Source organism: Amycolatopsis sp. NPDC051716 (assembly GCF_040681595.1).
Lineage (GTDB): Bacteria > Actinomycetota > Actinomycetes > Mycobacteriales > Pseudonocardiaceae > Amycolatopsis.
Genome location: NZ_JBFAZA010000009.1, coordinates 166597 through 186690 on the forward strand (window position 1 = coordinate 166597; position 20094 = coordinate 186690).

19 protein-coding genes are annotated in these 20094 nt (G+C 70.8%); 9 read left to right on the forward strand and 10 right to left on the reverse strand.

Features of this window, described 5'->3' with window-relative positions; translation table 11 throughout:
- Window positions 1-29: 29 nt before the first annotated feature.
- On the reverse strand, window positions 30-455 hold the full coding sequence (locus AB0M30_RS14940) for a MarR family transcriptional regulator (protein WP_103339965.1): 426 nt from the start codon (window positions 453-455) through the stop codon (window positions 30-32).
- A gap of 185 nt (window positions 456-640) precedes the next feature.
- On the opposite strand from AB0M30_RS14940, the gene AB0M30_RS14945 reads away from it, so the two are divergent.
- On the forward strand, window positions 641-1858 hold the full coding sequence (locus AB0M30_RS14945) for a PP2C family protein-serine/threonine phosphatase (RefSeq protein WP_364584323.1): 1218 nt from the start codon (window positions 641-643) through the stop codon (window positions 1856-1858).
- A gap of 12 nt (window positions 1859-1870) precedes the next feature.
- On the opposite strand, the gene AB0M30_RS14950 is transcribed toward AB0M30_RS14945, so the two are convergent.
- Window positions 1871-2161: a hypothetical protein gene (locus tag AB0M30_RS14950; protein ID WP_364584325.1), complete on the reverse strand. Its 291-nt coding sequence runs from the start codon at window positions 2159-2161 to the stop codon at window positions 1871-1873.
- An 11-nt stretch (window positions 2162-2172) separates the two neighbouring features.
- Window positions 2173-2610 (reverse strand): Hsp20/alpha crystallin family protein, encoded by a 438-nt coding sequence (locus AB0M30_RS14955; RefSeq protein ID WP_364584326.1) that lies wholly within the window; start codon window positions 2608-2610, stop codon window positions 2173-2175.
- Between the two features lie 163 nt (window positions 2611-2773).
- Here AB0M30_RS14955 and AB0M30_RS14960 point away from each other — a divergent pair, with 163 nt between their 5' ends.
- Window positions 2774-3616, forward strand: coding sequence for an SDR family oxidoreductase (locus tag AB0M30_RS14960; RefSeq protein ID WP_364584328.1), 843 nt, complete (start codon window positions 2774-2776; stop codon window positions 3614-3616).
- A 91-nt stretch (window positions 3617-3707) separates the two neighbouring features.
- Here the strand turns inward: AB0M30_RS14960 and ctaD are convergent, their stop codons facing one another.
- The 3 genes from ctaD to AB0M30_RS14975 form a co-directional block, all read right to left on the reverse strand.
- Window positions 3708-5480, reverse strand: a complete 1773-nt coding sequence (gene ctaD, locus AB0M30_RS14965; protein ID WP_364584330.1) for a cytochrome c oxidase subunit I — start codon at window positions 5478-5480, stop codon at window positions 3708-3710.
- 171 nt (window positions 5481-5651) lie between these two features.
- Window positions 5652-7835: a glycogen debranching protein GlgX gene (glgX, locus tag AB0M30_RS14970; RefSeq protein WP_364584332.1), complete on the reverse strand. Its 2184-nt coding sequence runs from the start codon at window positions 7833-7835 to the stop codon at window positions 5652-5654.
- Between the two features lie 146 nt (window positions 7836-7981).
- Window positions 7982-8848, reverse strand: coding sequence for a manganese catalase family protein (locus tag AB0M30_RS14975; RefSeq protein ID WP_364584334.1), 867 nt, complete (start codon window positions 8846-8848; stop codon window positions 7982-7984).
- A gap of 172 nt (window positions 8849-9020) precedes the next feature.
- On the opposite strand from AB0M30_RS14975, the gene AB0M30_RS14980 reads away from it, so the two are divergent.
- Window positions 9021-9242 carry a hypothetical protein gene (locus AB0M30_RS14980; RefSeq protein ID WP_230468794.1) on the forward strand — a complete coding sequence of 74 codons (222 nt, stop codon included), beginning with the start codon at window positions 9021-9023 and terminating at the stop codon, window positions 9240-9242.
- A 45-nt stretch (window positions 9243-9287) separates the two neighbouring features.
- Here AB0M30_RS14980 and AB0M30_RS14985 read toward each other — a convergent pair whose 3' ends face one another.
- Window positions 9288-10145, reverse strand: coding sequence for an SDR family oxidoreductase (locus tag AB0M30_RS14985; RefSeq protein ID WP_364584336.1), 858 nt, complete (start codon window positions 10143-10145; stop codon window positions 9288-9290).
- Between the two features lie 144 nt (window positions 10146-10289).
- On the opposite strand from AB0M30_RS14985, the gene AB0M30_RS14990 reads away from it, so the two are divergent.
- The gene (locus AB0M30_RS14990; RefSeq protein WP_364584478.1) at window positions 10290-10682 is read left to right on the forward strand and encodes a helix-turn-helix domain-containing protein; all 393 of its coding nucleotides are present in this window, start codon (window positions 10290-10292) and stop codon (window positions 10680-10682) included.
- Between the two features lie 7 nt (window positions 10683-10689).
- Here the strand turns inward: AB0M30_RS14990 and AB0M30_RS14995 are convergent, their stop codons facing one another.
- On the reverse strand, window positions 10690-11277 hold the full coding sequence (locus AB0M30_RS14995; protein WP_364584338.1) for a hypothetical protein: 588 nt from the start codon (window positions 11275-11277) through the stop codon (window positions 10690-10692).
- Window positions 11278-12140: 863 nt separating this feature from the next.
- On the opposite strand from AB0M30_RS14995, the gene AB0M30_RS15000 reads away from it, so the two are divergent.
- Complete coding sequence (locus AB0M30_RS15000; protein ID WP_364584339.1) at window positions 12141-13697, forward strand: alpha-L-arabinofuranosidase B; 1557 nt, start codon at window positions 12141-12143, stop codon at window positions 13695-13697.
- Between the two features lie 164 nt (window positions 13698-13861).
- Entirely contained in the window at window positions 13862-15100 is a 1239-nt protein-coding gene (locus AB0M30_RS15005) for a GDSL-type esterase/lipase family protein (RefSeq protein WP_364584341.1), read from the forward strand.
- Between the two features lie 14 nt (window positions 15101-15114).
- On the opposite strand, the gene AB0M30_RS15010 is transcribed toward AB0M30_RS15005, so the two are convergent.
- Together AB0M30_RS15010 and AB0M30_RS15015 are read right to left on the reverse strand one after the other, a co-directional pair.
- Complete coding sequence (locus AB0M30_RS15010) at window positions 15115-15273, reverse strand: hypothetical protein (protein ID WP_364584343.1); 159 nt, start codon at window positions 15271-15273, stop codon at window positions 15115-15117.
- A 632-nt stretch (window positions 15274-15905) separates the two neighbouring features.
- Window positions 15906-16973: a LacI family DNA-binding transcriptional regulator gene (locus tag AB0M30_RS15015; protein ID WP_364584480.1), complete on the reverse strand. Its 1068-nt coding sequence runs from the start codon at window positions 16971-16973 to the stop codon at window positions 15906-15908.
- Between the two features lie 113 nt (window positions 16974-17086).
- On the opposite strand from AB0M30_RS15015, the gene AB0M30_RS15020 reads away from it, so the two are divergent.
- Genes AB0M30_RS15020 through AB0M30_RS15030 form a run of 3 tightly spaced genes read left to right on the forward strand, consistent with a single transcriptional unit; the run spans window position 17087 to window position 20093 of the window.
- Complete coding sequence (locus AB0M30_RS15020) at window positions 17087-18334, forward strand: ABC transporter substrate-binding protein (RefSeq protein WP_364584345.1); 1248 nt, start codon at window positions 17087-17089, stop codon at window positions 18332-18334.
- 8 nt (window positions 18335-18342) lie between these two features.
- Window positions 18343-19287, forward strand: a complete 945-nt coding sequence (locus tag AB0M30_RS15025) for a sugar ABC transporter permease (RefSeq protein WP_360176880.1) — start codon at window positions 18343-18345, stop codon at window positions 19285-19287.
- Window positions 19284-20093 (forward strand): carbohydrate ABC transporter permease, encoded by an 810-nt coding sequence (locus AB0M30_RS15030; RefSeq protein WP_364584347.1) that lies wholly within the window; start codon window positions 19284-19286, stop codon window positions 20091-20093. Before AB0M30_RS15025 ends, AB0M30_RS15030 begins: the two co-directional genes overlap by 4 nt.
- Window position 20094 lies beyond the last annotated feature (1 nt).

Genomic DNA, 20094 nt, shown 5'->3' on the forward strand with positions numbered 1-20094 from the left:
CTGATTATTGCCATATAACAACAGTTGTATCAGGAATGCAAATCCGGGGGGTCCCCGGCCGCCTCCGCCAGGGCCCGGTACTCCTGCAGCCCGGCGGCCAGCGCGGTCCGGCCGGCCGGGCTCATCTTCGCCACCAGCGCCTCGACCCGGTCCCGCCGCCGCGCCCGCAGGTCCTGCAGGTAGGCGCGCCCGCGGTCGGACAGCCGCAGCGTCAGCTCCCGCCGGCTGCGCGCGCTGGGCAGGCGTTCGAGGAACCCGACCGCCTCCAGCCGGTCGCAGAGCCTGCTGACCAGCGGCGGCGTCGAGCCCAGCTGCTCGGCCAGCTGCCGCAGGTTGACCCCGTCGTGGCGATCCAGCGCGACGACCGCGCGCAGCTGCGAAACCGACAGCGGACGCGGCGACACGTCCCGCTCGCCCTCGACCACCGCCTCCAGGAGGCGGGCGAGTTCCGACACGGCAGCCGTCCCGTCCGGGCCGGGCTGCTCGCGGGATCGATCCACGGCGTCCACTCTGGCATCCCTATGCTGAACCGGCAGCACAGCTCACGCGACTCGCCGTGGATCGGCGCGCCGGAGCGGCGCAGACTCGACAGAACCGACCCGGCGCCGGCGCGGGCGGGCCCGTGAGCAGGAGGCAGGCGTTGGACAGATCCCTGGCGGTGGAACGTCTCCTCCGTGACGTACCGCCGCACGACCTGCCCCGTGCCCTGCGCTCGGGTCTCGGCGAGCACTTCGGCACGCTGGCGGTCGAGCTGCTGATGGCCGACTACGCACTGACGGAACTCTGCCAGGTGGGCGAGCAGCCCTACACGGCGGAGCCGATTCCGGTCGAGGGCACGACCCCGGGGGCGGCGTTCCTCGCCCAGACGGCGACGTTCACCCACGACGGCGACCAGGTCACCGGCTTCCTGCCGGTCAGCGTCCGCGGCGACCGGCTCGGCGTCCTGGCCGTCACCCTGCCCGGCGAACCCGAACCGCCGGTGTGGGCCGAGCTCCAGCGGTTCGCCGAAGCGGTGGCCCACGAACTGTTCGTCGCCGACCGGGACACCGACCTCTACATCCAGGCGCGGCGGTCTTCGCGGCTGACGCTGGCCGCGGAAATGCAGTGGCAGCTGCTGCCCGGGCGGGCCTGCACCCGCGCCGAATTCGCGCTCGGCGGCCAGCTGGAGCCCGCCTACGCCATCTACGGGGACTGCTTCGACTGGTCGGCGTCCGCCCGGAAGCTCGCCGTCACGCTGATCAACGGCATGGGGGAGGGCAGCGAAGCGGCGCTGCTGACGAATCTCGCGGTGAACGCGCTGCGCAACGCCCGGCGCGCCGGGATCCCGCTCGACGCGCAGGCCGAACTCGCCGACCAGGCGCTCTACGCGCACTATCGCGGCGCCGAGCACGTGGCCGCGCTGCTGCTGGAGTTCGACCTCGGCACCGGTGCGGTCGCCGTGGTCGACGCCGGCTCGCCCCGGCTCTGGCGGCTGCGGGACGGGAAGGCCGAGCGGATCCTGTTCGACGAACAGCTCCCGCTCGGCACCTTCGACGGCACGATCTACACGGTGGAGGGCTTCCAGGCGGCCGACGGCGACCGGTTCGTCTTCGTCAGCGACGGCGTCTACAACGCGCTCGGCCCGCACGGCGAGCGCTACGGGGATCGCGAGCTCGCCGAAGCGGTGACGGCGACGGCGGAACTGCCGGCGGCCCACGTGCCGGGGGCGGTGCTGCGGGAGCTGTCCACCCGCCGCCACGGCAGCCAGGCCGAGGACGACGCGATGGTGGTGTGCCTCGACTGGTTCGGCTCGACGCCGTTGTCCGGCACCGGGATCGGGCCCGCGGTGACGGTACGGCGCACCGACGCGGACCGGTAGCGGCAGCTCGGGTCAGGCGGCCACCGAGGGCTGCCGCTCGCGGGGGACCGTCCGGCCCGCGGTGGTGACGGCGGCGAGCACTTCGTCCGCGTCGAGGGCCGGGTCCCACAGCGCGCAGCCGACGACGTGGGCCAGCTTGCGCCGCCGGTGCTGCGGGGTGTCGGTGAGGGCGACCTCGGTAGGGCGGCCCTTCTTGACCGCGTGGACCGCCCGGGTCACGAGGATCGCCTCCTGGCGGGTGGTGCCGAGTTCCGCGGCCGCGGCGAAGATGCGCTCCGCCGCGGCGCGCGCCTGGTCGTTCATCGGGCCGCCCGTCAGGCCTGGATTTCCCTGCGGTCGGACCGGTCGCCGCCGATCTCGATGCGCCGCGGCTTGGCCTTCTCGGCGACCGGGATGCGCAGCGTCAGCACGCCGGCCTCGTAGTCGGCGGCAATGTGGTCGGTGTCGAGGCCGTCGCCGAGGAACAGCTGGCGGGAGAAGACGCCCAGCGGCCGTTCGGAGACGTGCATCTCGACGTCGTCCCCGCCGGGGAGCGGGCGGCGCTCGGCCTTGACCGTCAGCACGTTGCGCTCGATGTCGAGGTCGATGGCGTCCGGGGCGACGCCGGGCAGATCGAAGCAGACCACGAACTCGTCGCCGGCGCGGTAGGCGTCCATCGGCATCGCGGCCGGCTTCGACCAGGTTCCGGCGGTGCCGAGGACCTGCTGGGTGAGGCGGTCCAGCTCACGGAACGGGTCGGTGCGCATCAACATCGTGTCCTCCTTCTGGCTTCGACGGTGGGTGTCAACACGCACTACTGTTCTAACATGTCATCCAAACGATGACAAGTCCTAAGTCATCATCAAGATGACAGAATGATCCGCGTGGCGCTGGGAACACGGGAGGGAGATCCCTTCCCGCATCCGAGGAGCCACCGTGTCCGAGCAGCCCGCTCAGCAGCAGACCCCGCCCGGGACGACCGCCGCGATGACGCCGCGGCCCGACCACGGCGAACACTCCTACCGCGGCTCCGGCAAGCTGACCGGCAAGGCGGCGCTCATCACCGGGGCGGACAGCGGCATCGGCCGCGCGGTCGCGATCGCGTACGCGCGCGAAGGTGCCGACGTGCTGATCTCCTACCTCGACGAGCACGAAGACGCCGAAGAGACGCGGCGCTGGGTCGAAGAGGCCGGGCGCAAGGCCGTCGTCGTGCCCGGTGACGTCGCCGACCCGGCACACTGCCGGGCCCTGGTCGCCCGCGCGGTGGAGGAGTTCGGCCGGCTCGACGTCCTGGTGAACAACGCCGCCTTCCAGATGAGCCACGAAACCCTGGAAGAGATCCCGGACGAGGAGTGGGACCGCACCCTCGCCATCAACCTGAGCGCGTTCTTCCACCTCGCCAAGGCGGCGGTGCCGCACATGAAGCCGGGGGCGTCGATCATCGGCAGCTCTTCGGTGAACTCCGACAACCCGACCCCGCAGCTGCTGCCCTACGACGTGACGAAGGCGGGCATCGCCAACATGACCGCGGCCCTGGCGCAGCTGCTCGGGCCGAGGGGGATCCGGGCCAACAGCGTCGCGCCGGGGCCGATCTGGACGCCGCTGATCCCGGCCACCATGCCGGAGGAGCAGGTGAAGTCCTTCGGCGAGCAGGTGCCGCTGGGCCGCGCCGGCCAGCCGGCCGAGCTGGCGCCGGTGTACGTGCTGCTGGCCTCCGACGACGGCAGTTACGTGTCCGGGGCCCGCGTCGCGGTGACGGGTGGCGTGCCGATCCTCTGAGTTCCGGACGGGCCGGAAAGCCGCCGGAGCCCCCCGGCCCCGGCGGCTTTCCGGTGCTCAGCGCGGCCGGAGGTGACCGGCGGGCCCGGGGTCAGCGGCCGCGGGGGTCGTCACTTTCGCCCTGCTCGTCGGGCTGGGTGGCGGCGGCGACGACCTCCGCCGGCGACGCCTTGTCACCGGGGTGACCCCGGGTCACGTGGCCTTCCGCGCGCATCCGCTCGACCATGTGCGGGTAGTGCAGCTCGAACGCCGGGCGCTCGGACCGGATGCGGGGCAGCGCGAGGAAGTTGTGCCGGGGTGGCGGGCTGGTCGTCGCCCACTCGAGCGAGTTGCCGTAGCCCCACGGGTCGTCGACCGCGATCGGTTCCCCGTAGCGGTAGCTCTTGAAGACGTTCCAGATGAACGGCAGCACCGAAAGGCCCAGCACGAACGCGCCGATCGTGGACACCATGTGCATCCAGGTGAAGCCGTCGCTGGAGAGGTAGTCGGCGTAGCGACGCGGCATGCCCGCGTCGCCGAGCCAGTGCTGGATGAGGAACGTCGTGTGGAAGCCGATGAAGGTCGTCCAGAAGTGCCACTTCGCCAGCCTCTCGTCGAGCATCCGGCCGGTGATCTTGGGGAACCAGAAGTAGATGCCGGCGAAGGTCGCGAAGACGATCGTGCCGAAGAGCACGTAGTGGAAGTGGGCGACGACGAAGTAGCTGTCGTGGATGTGGAAGTCCAGCGGCGGGGACGCGAGGATGACCCCGGTCAGGCCGCCGAGCAGGAAGGTCACCATGAAGCCGACCGACCACAGCATCGGCGACTCGAACGTGATCGCGCCCTTCCACATCGTGCCGATCCAGTTGAAGAACTTGATCCCGGTGGGTACCGCGATGAGGAACGTCATGATCGAGAAGAACGGCAGCAGCACGGCGCCGGTGGCGAACATGTGGTGCGCCCAGACCACCGCCGACAGCCCGGTGATGCCGATGGTCGCGAACACCATGAGCTTGTAGCCGAACAGCGGTTTCCGGCTGAACACCGGGATGATCTCGGTGACGATCCCGAAGTAGGGCAACGCGACCACGTACACCTCGGGATGGCCGAAGAACCAGAAGAGGTGCTGCCACAGGACCGCGCCGCCGTTCTCCGGGTCGAACACGTGCGCGCCGAGGTGCCGGTCGGCCAGGAGCGCGAACAGCGCCGCGGTGAGGATGGGGAACGCGAGCAGGATGAGGATCGAGGTGAACAGGATGTTCCAGGTGAAGATCGGCATCCGCCACATGAGCATCCCGGGACAGCGCAGGCACACCACGGTCGTGATCATGTTGACCGCGCCGAGGATGGTGCCGAGACCGGTGACGATCAGCCCGGTGATCCACAGGTCCCCGCCGACGCCGGGGGAGTGGATGGCGCTGGACAGCGGCGTGTAGGCGGTCCAGCCGAAGTCGGGCGGGCCGCCGGGCGTGGCGTAGGCGGAGAGCACGATCGTGCCGCCGAACAGGTACAGCCAGTAGGAGAACGCGTTGAGCCGCGGGAACGCCACGTCCGGCGAGCCGATCTGCAGCGGCAGGACGAAGTTGGCGAACCCGAACAGGTTCGGCGTGGCGTAGAGCAGCAGCATGATCGTGCCGTGCATGGTGAAGAGCTGGTTGTACTGCTCCGGCGACAGGAACTGCAGCCCGGGCCGGGCCAGCTCGCCGCGCATCAGCAGGGCGGTCAGGCCGCCGATCAGGAAGAACCCGAACGACGTCGTCAGGTACAGCACGCCGATCGTCTTGTGATCGGTGGTGCGGATGGTCTTGAGGAGGGTCGCGCCCTTGGCACCCCGCCACACCGGCCGGTGGGGGATCGGAGCCGGGCGCGTCACCGTGTCGGTCATCGGACTCCCACCTGCTGCGGCCGGGGAACGTGCTGTTCACGCGCGCGTACCCCGGTCCGGGCGGAGATACACACGGGAGCGGTACCTGTTTTCGGGGCCGGCCGTCCCCTTCGGTGCACGCCGGGTAGCCGGATCGCCGACCGCCGCGATCCGGCTACCCGCGTGCCGGGGTTACGCCTCCTGGTCCTTCGTGCGCAGCAGAACGGTCAGCGACCGGCCGGCGACGACCAGCTCGCCGTGGCCCGGGATCGTGCGCGGGGTCGCGAGCTGGTCGCCCGCCACGCCGCCGACCAGGACGCCGCCCACGGACCGGTGGAACACCTCGCCCGTGGCCGAGTCCAGCACGATCGCCCACTCCTCGCCGTACTCGCCGTCCGGGACCGTCATCGTGATGTCGTCGTCGTGGGCGTTGAAGCAGAGCAGGAACGAGTCGTCCACCACGCGCTCTCCGCGGGCGTCGAGGTCGGGGATCGCCGTTCCGTTGAGGAAGACCATGATGCTGCGGCCGAAGCCCGCCTCCCAGTCCTGGTCGGTCATCTCCTCGCCCGCCGGGGTGAACCAGGCGATGTCGCGCAGCTCGTCGCCGCGGCGGATCGGGCGGCCGGCGAAGAAGCGGCGGCGGCGGAACACCGGGTGCTGGTGGCGCAGATCCACCACCGCCGAGGTGAACTCGAACAACTCCCGGTTGCGCTCCAGCAGTGACCAGTCCACCCAGGACAGCTCGTTGTCCTGGCAGTAGGCGTTGTTGTTGCCCTGCTGGGTGCGGCCGAACTCGTCGCCGTGCAGGAGCATCGGCACGCCCTGCGACAGCAGCAGGGTGGCGATCAGGTTCCGGCGCTGGCGGGCGCGCAGGTCGAGGACCTTCTCGTCCTCGGTCGGGCCTTCCGCGCCGCAGTTCCACGACCGGTTGTCGTCGGCGCCGTCGCGGCCGTCTTCGCCGTTGGCCTCGTTGTGCTTTTCGTTGTAGGACACCAGGTCGTTCAGCGTGAAGCCGTCGTGCGCGGTGACGAAGTTGATCGACGCGAACGGGCGGCGGCCGTCGTTCTGGTAGAGGTCCGACGAGCCGGTGATCCGGGAGGCGAACTCGCCCAGCGTCGCCGGCTCGCCGCGCCAGAAGTCGCGGACGGTGTCCCGGTAGGCGCCGTTCCACTCGGTCCACAGCGGCGGGAAGTTGCCGACCTGGTAGCCACCCGGACCGACGTCCCACGGCTCGGCGATCAGCTTCACCTGGCTCACCACGGGGTCCTGCTGCACCAGGTCGAAGAACGTGGCCAGCCGGTCGACGTCGTAGAACTCGCGGGCGAGGGTGGCGGCGAGGTCGAACCGGAAGCCGTCGACGTGCATCTCCGTCACCCAGTAGCGCAGCGAGTCCATGATCAGCTGCAGGGTGTGCGGCTGGCGCACGTTGAGCGAGTTCCCGGTGCCGGTGTAGTCCATGTAGTACTGCGGGTCGTTCTCGACCAGCCGGTAGTAGGCCTGGTTGTCGATACCGCGCATGGACAGCGTGGGCCCGAGGTGGTTGCCCTCGGCCGTGTGGTTGTAGACGACGTCGAGGATGACCTCGATGCCCGCCTCGTGCAGCGTCCGCACCATCGCCTTGAATTCGTGCACTTCACTGCCCGGGGTTTCGGGCATGATCGAGGCGGCGTACCCGTTGTGCGGCGCCAGGTAGGCGATGGTGTTGTAGCCCCAGTAGTTGGCGAGGCCGCGCTCGGTGAGGGCGTGGTCGTGCAGGAACTGGTGGACCGGCATCAGCTCGACGGCCGTGACGCCGAGGGTCTTGAGGTACTCGATCATCACCGGGTGCGCCAGCCCGGAGTACGTCCCCCGCAGCTCCTCCGGGATGTCCGGGTGGAGCTTCGTCAGCCCGCGGACGTGGGCCTCGTAGACGACGCTCTCGTTGTACGGGACCTTCGGCGGCCGGTCGTTGGCCCAGTCGAAGTACGGGTTGACGACGACCGCGCGGACGGTGTGCGCCGCCGAGTCGTCGTCGTTGCGCTCCTCGGGCCGGCCGAAGCGGTAGCCGAACACGGACTCGTCCCAGTCCACCCGGCCGGTGACGGCCTTGGCGTACGGGTCGAGCAGCAGCTTGGCGGGGTTGCACCGCAGCCCGGCGGCGGGGTCGTGCGGACCGTGGACCCGGAAGCCGTATTCCTGGCCGGGACCGACGCCGGTCACGTAGCCGTGGTGGACGAAGCCATCGACCTCCGGCAGCCGGATCCGGGTCTCGGTTCCGTCCGGGGCGAACAGGCACAGGTCGACGCGGTCGGCGACCTCGGAGAAGAGCGCGAAATTGGTGCCGACGCCGTCGTAATCGGCCCCGAGCGGGTAGGGGGAACCGGGCCAAGGCTGCACTGGGCCTCCACAGGTGCGAGTGATCTCCGGCAGGAATACCCAGCCGGAGAGCCCCGGACACCGTGACGTCGCCCTCCTCACCCGGACGCACCACCCCGGCGCAGGACCGCTGTCTGTTCAACGGTCCGCGCCGATCCGACGGTGGGTCAGGTCAGCTTGTTCTTGACTTCCTTGGCCTTGCCCTTGGCCGTGCCCTTGGCGTCCTGCAAGGGCGCGTAGGTGCCGAAGAGCGCCGGGTCGGGCTTCGGTGCGGTGCCCGGCCCGCCGAGCGGTTCGGGGTCCATGAGGTATTCGATGCCGGCGTCGGTGGTCCAGCTGGCGCCCTTGGCTCCGTCGGGGCCGTCGGACAGGTGCCAGATCGTGTGGTTGTGCGTCTGGTCCTCTTCGTCGAGCAAGGCGTCGGGGACGATGTCGCCTTCGAGCCCGTCGGCCTTGAGCTCTTCGATGGCGGCCAGCCACTGCTTCTGGTGGACGGTGTCGCGGGCGAGGTTGAACTGGAGCATCGCCTTGACGCCGGGGTCATCGGTCATGTTGTAGAGCCGGGCGGTCTGCAGCCGGCCCTGGGCTTCGGCGGCTGCGTTGGCGCGGAAGTCGGCGAGGAGGTTGCCGGAGGCGATGATGTACCGGCCGTTCCAGGGGTAGCCGTTGCTGTCGGCGGGGAGGGCTCCGCCGCCGGCGACGATGGCCTGCTGGACGTCCATGCCGCCGAGGGTGGCGGCCATCACCGGGTCCTTCACCGCTTCGGCGGTGGCGGTGGCCGGAGCGCCTTCGAGCAACCGGGCGACCATGGTGGCGAGCATTTCGACGTGGCCGATTTCTTCGGTCGCGGTGTCCATGATCAGGTCTTTGTACTTGCCTTCGATGCGGCAGTTCCAGCCCTGGAACAGGTACTGCATCGTCACGGTCATCTCACCGAACGCGCCGCCGATCAGCTCCTGGAGCTTGTGAGCGTAGACGGCATCGGGCTTTTCGGGCTTGGCTTCGAACTGCAGCAACTTCGTGTGACGGAACACGAGAATTCCCTCCGTCGTCCGGGGTCGCACCGGCGGGGGCCGGCGGTCCAGGGGGCTTTCCCGGTTAGCGGAGGGTTAACCACGTCGATCACCGAAGCCCGGTGAGGATCGACAACGCCACCGTCGCTGTGGTAGTTGAACGCGGAACGTTCGATGGCGAGTGGAGCGATACGTGAGCGATCACCAGGAGCGGGTGCCGGCCTGCCGGCGGTACCAGTGCGACGAGCCGGCCCTCTGGCGGAGGATGTGCGCGGCTCACTGGGCTCGCTGGCAGAACGGGACCGACCCGCTCGACCAGCCGGGCGACGACGGCGAGTCGCCGGCTCCCCGGGTGTGGCAGCCGCCGTTGCGGGAGAACAGCGTTTCGCAGCGGAAACCCGGCCGGCCCGGGTGACGCCGGTGGGGAGCCTCGCCAGGAGGCTCCCCACCGCGGCGTGGGTCAGAGCGTGCCGACGACCTCGGCCACGGTCACGCCGATCGGCGTGCTGGGGCGGCCGGTCAGGGTGCGCAGGTCGGTCGTGGTCTCGGCGAGCAAGCCGTCCTTGATGTCGCCGTCGATCGCCACGATGAAGCCGACGAGCGGCTCCGGCAGGCCGGCCTGGGTGAGGACCTTGGCGTGCTCGTCGGCCGGCAGGTCGGTGTAGGTGACCTCGCGGCCGGCGGCCTTGCCGATCTCGGCGGCGAGGTCCGCGTTCGTCCAGGTGACGTCGCCGGCGAGCTCGTAGATCTTGCCCTCGTGGCCCTCGCCGGTCAGCACCGCGACCGCGGCCGCGGCGTAGTCGGCCCGGGTGGCGCTGGCCACGCGGCCGTCACCGGCGCTGCCCACGAAGCTGCCGGTCCGGGCGGCCTGCTTGATCGTGTCGGCGTAGTTCTCGTTGTACCAGTTGTTGCGCAGGATCGTGGCGGTCAGGCCGGAGGCCTCGATGAGTTCCTCGGTCGCCTTGTGCTCCGGGTTCACCGCGAGCTTCGACGTCGTCGCCCGGGATGCGCTGGTGTAGACGAGGTGGCGGACACCGGCCTGCTTCGCCGCTTCGATGACCGCCTGGTGCTGCGCGACGCGCCGGCCGACCTCGCTGCTGGAGACCAGCAGCACCTTGTCGGCGTCCTTGAACGCGGCGACCAGGCTTTCGGGGTCGGTGTAGTCCGCGTGCCGGACGTCGACGCCGCGTTCGGCCAGGTCGGCGGCCTTCTCCGGGGTGCGGACCGCGGCGACGACCTGGTCGGCGGGCAGCTTCTCGAGCAGGCCTTTGACGACGAGGCGGCCGAGGTGGCCGGTGGCACCGGTGACGACGATCATGACGACTCCTTGAAGGTTCAAGTACCTGGTCTCCTGGAGCATGTACTAACTTTTAGAAAGTACCAACTCATTGTTAGTGCTGTCACATCCATCGTGCAAACTCTTAGGTAGTATCGAGGCGTGGATGAACGACGAGGTGACGAGGTGACCGACGCCGAGCACGAGGCGCTGGTGGCCGACGTGTTCAGTGCCGCGTGTACGTCCCGGGCGGTGCTGGACCACGTCACGGGCCGGTGGGGAGCGCTCGCCCTCGTCGCGCTCCACGAAGGTGTGTTCCGGTTCAACGCGCTGCGCCGCCGGGTGCAGGGGGTCAGCGAGAAGATGCTCGCCCAGACGCTGCAGGCCCTCGAGCGCGACGGCTTCGTGCACCGGGAGGCGCGTCCGACGATCCCGCCGCACGTCGAGTACAGCCTCACGCCCGCCGGGCAGGAGGTCGCGCGGCGGCTGATGGGGCTGATCGAAGTCCTCGAGGCGAGCGTGCCCGACGTGATGGCGGCTCAGGCCCGCTACGACGCGGCGAAGGCAGCGGGCGCGTGAGGCCGGCCTAGCCGGATGTCCGTGCGGGCAACGGTTCCCGGACCGCGGCGAGCAGGAACATCCCCGCCGCGACGCCGAGCATCGTCAGCACGCCCCGCGGCCAGAAGATGTGGCTGTCGAAGAAGGACACGCTCGCGGCCAGCAGCACCACGGCCCCCGGGGCCGCCCGCCACGCGGCTTCCCGCGCGACGGCCGCGACGATCAGGACATTCGCCGCGAGAAAGCACAGCGCGCCGGTGTAGCCGAGGCTGTCGCCGATGCCGAACACCGCGCCGGTGACCGGGGTGACCGCGTGCTCGGCGTGCACCACGGTTCCGGCGGCGATGCCGGCCACGGCGTCGAGCCCGCCGTAGAAGGCGGCGAATCCGAACGCGGCGAGCCGGCCCGGACGGCGGAGCACTGCCGGTGCGGGAGAGAGCAGCAGCCACTGGGCCACCGCGAGCAGGGGGAACACCGGCAGCAGGACGACGTGCAGGCTGGTCCACCACGGGGCACTCGCCGGGCTCAGCGCGAGCGGGTGCGCCAGACCGGCTCCGGCCAGCAGGAGCCCGGGCGCGGCGTACCCCGCGGCACGCGACCATCGAGAGCGAAGCATCGGCTGACGGTATCGGCGATCCGGGTCGTGCGGCGATTACCGAACTCTTACCGCGCCGCCCGCCGGGGTTCTCGGTCGGCGCGAACCCGCGCATCGGGAATGGGCCGACCCCGCTGACCGGCCGCAGATCCTCGGTCAACGCCCACTGGGCATCCGAGAGCGACCCGGCCACTCACCACGCTCCTCGTTAGAGGTACCCCTGGCGGTGACGACCGGTGCGGAGGGCAGGGGCGCAACGGATCCGATGCCCCGGGTTGGTCCGCGGCGGCGCGACCCCGCGCATCGGAAACGGGTCGATCCCGCTGATCGGGGCGGACCGGCGGCAGATCTTCGACCGCCGGGCATCCGAGAGCGACCCAGCCACTCACCGCGCTCCTCGTCAGACGTGCCCCTGGCGGCGGCGACCGACGCGGAGGGCAAGCGCGCCAACGGATCCGATGCCCCCGCGTCGGTCTGCGGCGGCGCGAACCCCGCATCGGAACAGGGCCGATCGCGCTGACCGGCCGCAGATCCTCGGTCAACGCCCACTGGGCATCCGAGAGCGACCCGGCGGCAGATCTTCGACCACCGCCACCGGACATCCGAGAGCGACCCGGCCACTCACCGCGCTCGTCGTCAGACGTGCCCCCGGCGGCGACGACCGGTGTGGAGGGCAAGGGCGCCAACGGATCCGATGCCCTCGCGTCGGTCCGCGGCGGGAAAACCGGCCATTGCACTCCGTCGGCCCGAGGGTTATGTTAGCGCTCACAATCGCTCCGCTTGTGCCGTTCCTGCGTGTCGGTGATCAAGGAGGAGGTTGGCAATGACGCCGGCCCGCGCATCTGTCGATTCGACGATTTCCGTACTCCAGCGGGAGATCATTCATGTCACGACAGCCGAGACACGTCCGTAAGCACCGCATCGCATCCGCCCTGATCGTCGCCGGCACGCTCGTCACCGGCCTTCTCGTCAGCGGCGGTACGTCCCAGGCGGCCACCCAAGGGCCGTGCGACATCTACGCCGCCGGCGGCACGCCCTGTGTGGCCGCGCATTCCACGACCCGGGCCCTGTACGGCGCCTACACCGGTCCGCTGTACCAGGTCCGGCGCGCGTCGGACAGCGCCACGCGCGACATCGCGCCATTGGCCGCGGGCGGCGTGGCCAACGCCTCGACGCAGGATTCGTTCTGCGCGGGAACCACCTGCCTGATCACCGTCATCTACGACCAGTCCGGCCGGAACAACCGCCTCACGCAGGCGCCACCGGGCGGGTTCCAGGGGCCGGCCGCGGGCGGGTACGACAACCTCGCCAACGCCACCGCGGCACCGGTCACCGTCGGCGGCCACAAGGCCTACGGCGTCTACGTGGCCCCGGGAACGGGTTACCGCAACAACAACACCAACGGGATCGCGACCGGTGACCAGCCGGAAGGCATGTACGCGATCTTCGATGGCACGCACTACAACGGCGGCTGCTGCTTCGACTACGGCAACGCCGAACGCAACAGCCGCGACAACGGCAACGGCACGATGGAAGCCATCTACTTCGGCAACATCAAGGTCTGGGGCTACGGCGCCGGCAACGGCCCGTGGATCATGGCCGACCTGGAAAACGGCCTGTTCTCCGGGGTCAACCAGCACTACAACGCCAACGATCCCACCGTCAACCACCGCTTCCTGACCGCCATCGTCAAGGGTGGCCCGAACCGGTGGGCCATCCGCGGCGGCAACGCCCAGTCCGGCGGCGTGTCCACCTTCTACGACGGCGTGCGCCCGAACGTCTCGGGCTACAACCCGATGAAGAAGGAAGGCGCCATCATCCTGGGTATCGGCGGTGACAACAGCGTCGGCGCCCGCGGCACCTTCTACGAAGGCGTGATGACGTCCGGCTATCCGTCGGAAGCCACCGAAAACGCGGTGCAGGCCAACATCACCGCGGCCGGCTACGCCACGGGTTCCGCGAACACCGGGCTGACGCCGGGCACGTCCGTCTCGCTGCGCGCCACCACCGCCTGCTGCACCGACCGCTACATCCACCACAACGGGTCCACTGTGGACACCGCGGTGATCGGCAGCGGCAGCTCGGCCACGGAGAAGGGCAACGCGTCCTGGACCGTCCGGACCGGGCTCGGCAGCGGCTCGTGCGTGTCGTTCGAGTCGAAGAACGTCGCCGGGCAGTACCTGCGGCACCAGAACTACAAGTTGTCCTTGCAGGCCAACGACGGGAGCTCGCTGTTCGCCCAGGACGCGACCTTCTGCCCGGAGGCCGGCCGCAACGGCCAAGGTGCCTCACTCAGATCGCTCAACTTCGCCGACCGGTACGTCCGCCACTACGACAACCTCGTCTACATCGCCGCCAACGGCGGTTCGAACACCTTCGACAGCGCCAACGCCTACAGCGACGACGTGAGCTGGCTCGTCAGCGCACCGTGGTCGTCCTGATCGGAACCGTTTTCACGCGCCCTGCCCGGTCGACGGGCAGGGCGCGTGATAGCGCTTTCCCGGTTGTCTTGCCCGGACTGTGAATGCTGCGTTACGCTCGGCGCGGAGTGCTCCAGCGGAAGTGTTTCCTTTCTCCGCGGCCCTCGTCGAAAGGACGCCTCGGAATGCGTATCCGCCGAACCGCTGTGGTCCTGGTCGTTTCCGCGTCGCTGCTGAGTCCCGCGCCGGCGGAGGCCGCGCCCTCGGGCTGGGCGCCACCGGGTTCGGTGACCCTGACGGAATCCTCGCTCGAAGGCGTGCACGGCACCGCCCCCGACGCCACCATCCGCAACGTGCTCACCGTGACCGCCACCGGGGTGGCGCTGCGGGTGCGGCTGAGCAACCCGTTCGGCAGCACCCCGATGACCGTGCGGTCGGTCTGGGTCGGCCGGCAGCCGTCGACGAATTCGCCCGCGCTGGTGCCGGGATCGAACCACCGGGCCACCTTCGGCTTCCGGCACGCGGTGACGATTCCGCCCGGTGCCAGTGCGTGGACGGACCCGCTGCCGCTGGCGGTCCGGCGCGGCGACCACGTCGCGGTGAGCGTGTACGCGCCGGGTGCGCCGATCAACGACCACACGTTCCCGCCGCCGGAGACGTTCACGCCGGGGTCGTTCACCTCGGCCGGGCCCGGCGACGCCGGGGCGGACGAGTCGGGGAGTGCCTATGGGCCCTTCGCTCCCGGCGTCCTGTGGTGGGCGGACGCGATCAGCGCGGTGTCGCCCGTCCGCGGCACGATCGTCGCCCTCGGTGACTCGATCACCGACGGCTACAACGCTTTCGGCGGCGGTCCGCGCTGGACCGACGTGCTCGCCGAGCGCCTCGGGACGCTCCCGCCGGCACGGCGGCTGTCGGTGGCCAACGCGGGGATCAGCGGCAACACCGTCAGCGTCCAGCCGAACCCGTACGACCCCACCGGCCAGTGCTGCGGCCCGCCCGCGCCGGCCCGGCTCGACCGGGACGTGCTTTCGCTGCCCGGCGTGCGGTACGTCCTGCTCCTGGAGGGAACGAACGACCTCGGCGGCGGCGACAACGCCCCACCGGCCCCGGCCGCGCAGGTCATCGGGGCCATGCGCACCATCGCCGGGCGGGTGCACGCGGCGGGCCGCCGGATCGTCGGCGCGACGATCCTGCCGATGTGCAACGCCGCCGGCAGCCCGAAGGAACAGGCGCGGCTCGCGGTCAACGCGTGGATCCGCACGTCCGGCACGTTCGACGCGGTGCTCGACTTCGACGCCGTGCTGCGCGACCCGGCGGACCCGACGGTCATCCTCGCGGACCGGCGCACCGACTGCTACCACCCCAACGCGGCAGGCGACCGGCTCCTCGGCGATTCGATCGACCTGAAGGTGTTCGCCCGCTGACCCCGCGGCCGCGGCTACGTCTTGCCGGAGGCCGCCGGGCGCCGGCCGGGTGGAGGCTGCGGGGGCTGCCGGCGGGGGCCGCCGACGGCCGGTGCCGGAGCGGGGCCCGGCTCCTGGGCCTGGGCCCGGTGGCGGCCGATGACGGTGACGATCAAGTGGTCGATGGGTGACATCGAGGTCTCTCCGCAACTCGGGCGTCCCCCTCCGGATTCCGGGCTTCCCGCCGTACGGCGGCCCGAAACCCGGAGGGGTGACGCTCAGCCGGCCGGTGAACTGTGAGGCCTCCGTGCGGGTCGAGGGCAGGTCAGGGGACCGTCGAACCGGTTCGATCGGAGTGTACTACCGCGAAACGACGACTCGGCCGTGCCGCGGCGAGGCACCGGCCAGGCCAGCGGCTCGGCTGGGTGGGGCCGGTCGGGCGAGCAGGTCGGCTGGGTGGGGCGGTCGGCCGGTGGGGCGGGTCGGCTGGGTGCGGCGGGTCGGCCGGTGGGGCGGGTCGGCTGGATGAGGCGGGTCGGCCGGGTGGGGCGGTCGGGTGAGCGGCTCGGCTGGGTGGGGCGGGTCGGCTGGGTGAGCGGCTCGGCTGGGTGGGGCGGTCGGCTGGGCGAGCGGGTCGGCTGGGTGGGATGGGTCGGCCGGTGGGGCGGTTCGGCTGGGTGGGCGGCCGGGCGATCGAATGGGGCGGGTCGGCCGGGCGAGCGAGTGGGGCGGGTGGGGGCGGGTCGGCCGGGCGAGCGAGTGGGCGGGTCGGCCAGGCGAGCGTGGTGTCCGGGTAGTGCCCGGTCGGCCGGTTCCGGCGGCCGGATCAGCCGTGGCGGCGCCGGGCGCCCGTGCTCGACCGCAGCGAGATCGGCGGCTCCAGCAGCGCGTGCCGCGGCTCCGCGCCCGCGTCCGCGATCTGTGCCAGCAGCAGGTCCACCGCCAGCCGGCCCAGTTCGACCGCGGGCACGTCCGCCGCCGTCAGCGGGGGGTGGAAGTCCTCCGCCAGGCGCTCCGCGATCACCCCCGTCAGCGAAAAGTCGCGAGGGACCTCGAGGCCGGCCCGGTGCAGCGCGCGCTGGACGCCCGGCAGGGCCGCTTCGTTGATCGTCACCGCCGCCGTCACCGAAGGCCACTGCGTCCGGATCTGCTCGAAGCAGGCCAGGCCCGCGGCCGCTTCGTCCGCGCAGCACACCGTTCGGGCCGTCAGGCCCCGCGCCGCGGTGGCGTCGAGGAACCCCGTCGCCGAGCGCAGGGCGGGGCCGTAGCCCGCCGCGACGAGCTCGGCCGAACGGTTGATGAGCACCACCTCTTCGTGGCCGAGGTCCGCCAGGTGGTGCACGCAGCGGGTGATCAGGGCGCCGTAATCGACGTCGACCCACCAGGACGCCCCCGGGTGCTCGACGTGGCCGATCGTCACGAACGGCAGGCTCGCCTGGCTCAGGCGCTCGACCCGCGGGTCTTCGAGGAGGATCTCCATCAGGATCACGCCGTCGACCCGCCGGCCGGTCACGATGCGCTCGAACGACCGGTCGTGGTCGCCGCCGCTGGGGGAGAGCAGGACGTCGAGGTCGTGGGCGGCGGCCGCGTCGACGACGCTGCCGACGAACCCCAGCTGGACGTCGGTCAGCCGGCGGCTGGCGGGCGGCACCACCAGACCCAGGGTGCGCGTGCGGCCTTCGGCCAGGGCCCGGGCGCTGGCGTTGGGCCGGTAGCCGAGTTCGGCGATGACGTCGTTGATGCGCTGCACGGTGGCCGCCGACACCGGGCGCTTGCCGCTCAGCGCGTACGACACGGTGCTGCGCGAAACCCCGGCGCGGCGCGCGATCTCCCCGATGTTCATGCCACTCCTGACCATTTTCCAGAACCGGTTCGATCGTAGTACACGCAGTATTGCGCAGGAGTGCTCGCGGGGTTTACGGTGACGCGGCCTCCATCATCGAACCGGTTCGATGATGGACCGACCGCCTCCAGGTCGTCGCTGGTGCCGACAGGAAGGACCCCTCCATGAAGCGTCACCCGATCATCCGGTTGCTGTCGGTGGCCGTCGCCGCGACGACGCTGGCCGCCTGCTCCTCCGGGACAGCCCCCAGCGGGGGAACGGGCGGGACGGGTGCCGGCGGCGCCTTCACCGTCTGGGACCCCTACCCCCAGTTCGACGCGAGCTCCGCCTGGGCGAAGGTCGTCGACAAGTGCGGTGCCGACGCCGGGGTCAAGATCGCGCGGCAGGCCTTCGACACGACCGATCTCACCAACAAGGTGCTGCTCGCCGCCCAGCAGAACACCGCGCCAAACGTCCTCGTGGTCGACAACCCCGTCGTCTCCACCCTGGCCGAAGGCGGTGTGCTCAAGTCCAATGCGGACACCGGGCTGGACGGTGCGCAGGTCGCCCCGAACCTGCTCGCCGCCGCCGACGTCAAGGGCCAGGTGTACGGCGTCCCGATCGGGGCGAACACGCTCGCCCTCTACTACAACAAGGCCGTGCTCACCGCGGCCGGCGTCGACCCGGCGTCGGTGAAGGACTGGGCGAGTCTCGACGCCGCGCTGGCCAAGGTGCACACCGCGGGCAAGAAGGGCATCACCTTCTCCGCCATCGGCACCGAAGAGGGCAGCTTCCAGTTCCTGCCGTGGTTCTGGGGCTCGGGCGCGAACCTGACCGACCTCGCCTCGGCCGGCGCCGTCTCGGCGCTCGCGCAGTGGAAGTCGTGGCTGGACAAGGGGTACGCCCCGAATTCGGTGGTCGGCAACACGCAGACCACCAGCTGGCAGGAGTTCGCGACCGGCGACTACGCCTTCGCCGAGAACGGCACCTGGCAGCTGCAGAACGCGAAGAAGGCCGGCTTCGACTACGGCGTCCTCCCGATCCCGGCGCGGGCCGGGGGAGCGGCCCCGGCGCCGACCGGCGGCGAATTCGTCACCGTGCCCGCCCAGAGCAGCCCGGACGCCGAGAAGACCGCGGGCAAGATCGCGTCCTGCCTGACCAGCCCGGCCAACGTCGGAGACTCCGACACCGCCTTGACCTACGTCTCCGCCGTGCCGTCCGTGCAGGAGAAGCAGGTCGCCGCCCAGCCGGAGCTGAAGGTCTGGGTCGACGCGGTCAAGGTCGCGAAGGGCCGCACCGGCGACAACCTCGGCACCCGATACCCGCGGATCTCCGAACCGCTCTGGGGTGCCGTGCAGGCCGCGCTCACCGGCGCGAAGGCCCCGGACGCCGCGCTCGCGGCCGCGCAGGCGACCGCCGCGTCGGCGAAGTAGGCCCGCTCGTGCAGGACATCCGTGAACCGGTCACCGTCCGTCCGGCCGCGCCCGCGCCCGGACGGACGGGGCGCCGGCGGCCGCAGCTGCTCGCGTGGGCGTTCCTCGCACCGCTCGTCGCCTACCTCGTGCTGTGCTACGGCTATCCGCTCGTCACGAACGTCGATCTGAGCCTGCGCAACTACACCGTCCGCACCTTCGTCCACGGCGGGGCGCCGCTGGTCTGGTTCGACAACTACGCGGCGGTGTTCACCGATCCGACCTTCCGCACCGCGTTGCTCGACACGCTCGTCTTCACGGCCGCGTCGCTGCTCTTCCAGTACGGGATCGGCCTGGCGATGGCGGTGTTCTTCGCCCGCCACTTCCGCTTGGGCCCGACGTTGCGCGCGCTGTTCCTCGTGCCGTGGCTGCTGCCGCTGATCGTCTCGGGGTCGACCTGGGCGTGGCTGCTCAACAGCGAGTCCGGGGTGGTCAACTCCGTGCTGGGCTGGTTCGGCGCCGGCCGGATCGACTGGCTGACGTCGCCGTCGTGGTCGCTGGTCTCGGTGATCATCGCCAACATCTGGATCGGCGTGCCGTTCAACCTCGTCGTGCTGCACAGCGGCCTGCAGAACATCCCGGCCGAGGTGTACGAGGCGGCGTCGCTCGACGGCGCCGGGGCGTGGCAGCGGTTCCGGCACGTCACCTTCCCGCTGCTGCGGCCGGTTTCGGCGATCACCCTGCTGCTGGGGCTGGTCTACACGCTGAAGGTGTTCGACGTCATCTGGATCATGACCAAGGGCGGGCCCGGCGGGTCGTCGACCACCCTCGCCACCTGGTCCTACCAGCTCGGGTTCGGCAGCATGCTGCCGCGGTTCGGGCCCAGCGCGGCCGTGGGCAACGTGCTCATCCTGCTGGCCCTGGTCGCGGGGCTGCTCTACATCCGCGCGCAGCGCAGGCAGGAGGCACCGTGATCCGGCACTGGCGCACCGCGGTGGGGCTGGTCCTCACCGCCGTGATGCTGTTCCCGGTCTACTGGATGGTCAACGTGTCGCTGACCCCGGCCGGGCGGATGCGCAAGTCGCCGCCCGACTGGTTCCCCGCCGCGCCGACGTTCGAAGGCTACGAGCGGGTCCTGCGCGAGCAGCTCCCGTACTTCGCCACCAGCCTGGTCGTCGCGCTCGGCACCGTGGCGCTGACGCTGGCCCTGGCCGCACCTTCGGCGTACGCGCTGGCCAAGCTGCGCCCGCGCGGGCACCGGGCGCTCGGGTTCGTGCTGCTCGTCGCCCAGATGATCCCCGGCATCATCATGGCGCTGGGCTTCTACGGCATCTACGTCTCGCTGGGCATCACCAACACCGCCTGGGGCCTGGTCCTCGCCGATTCGACGATCGCGGTGCCGTTCGCCGTGCTGATCCTCACCTCCTTCATGGCATCGGTGCCGGACGAGCTCGTCCAGGCGGCCACCATCGACGGCGCGGGCCCGGTGCGCGCGTTCTGGTCGGTGGTGCTGCCCGCGAGCCGCAACGGGGTCGTCACGGCGGGGCTGTTCTCGTTCCTTTGGGCCTGGTCGGACTTCGTCTTCGCGGCGACGCTCGACGGCGGCGGCTCGCTGCGGCCGCTGACCCTGGGTATCTACCGCTACATCGGCAACAACAACCAGGAGTGGAACTCCATCATGGCGACGGCGGTGGTCGCCTCCGTGCCGGCCGCCGTGCTCCTCGTGCTGGCGCAACGGTTCGTCGCCGCCGGCGTCACCGCGGGCGCCGTCAAGGACTGAG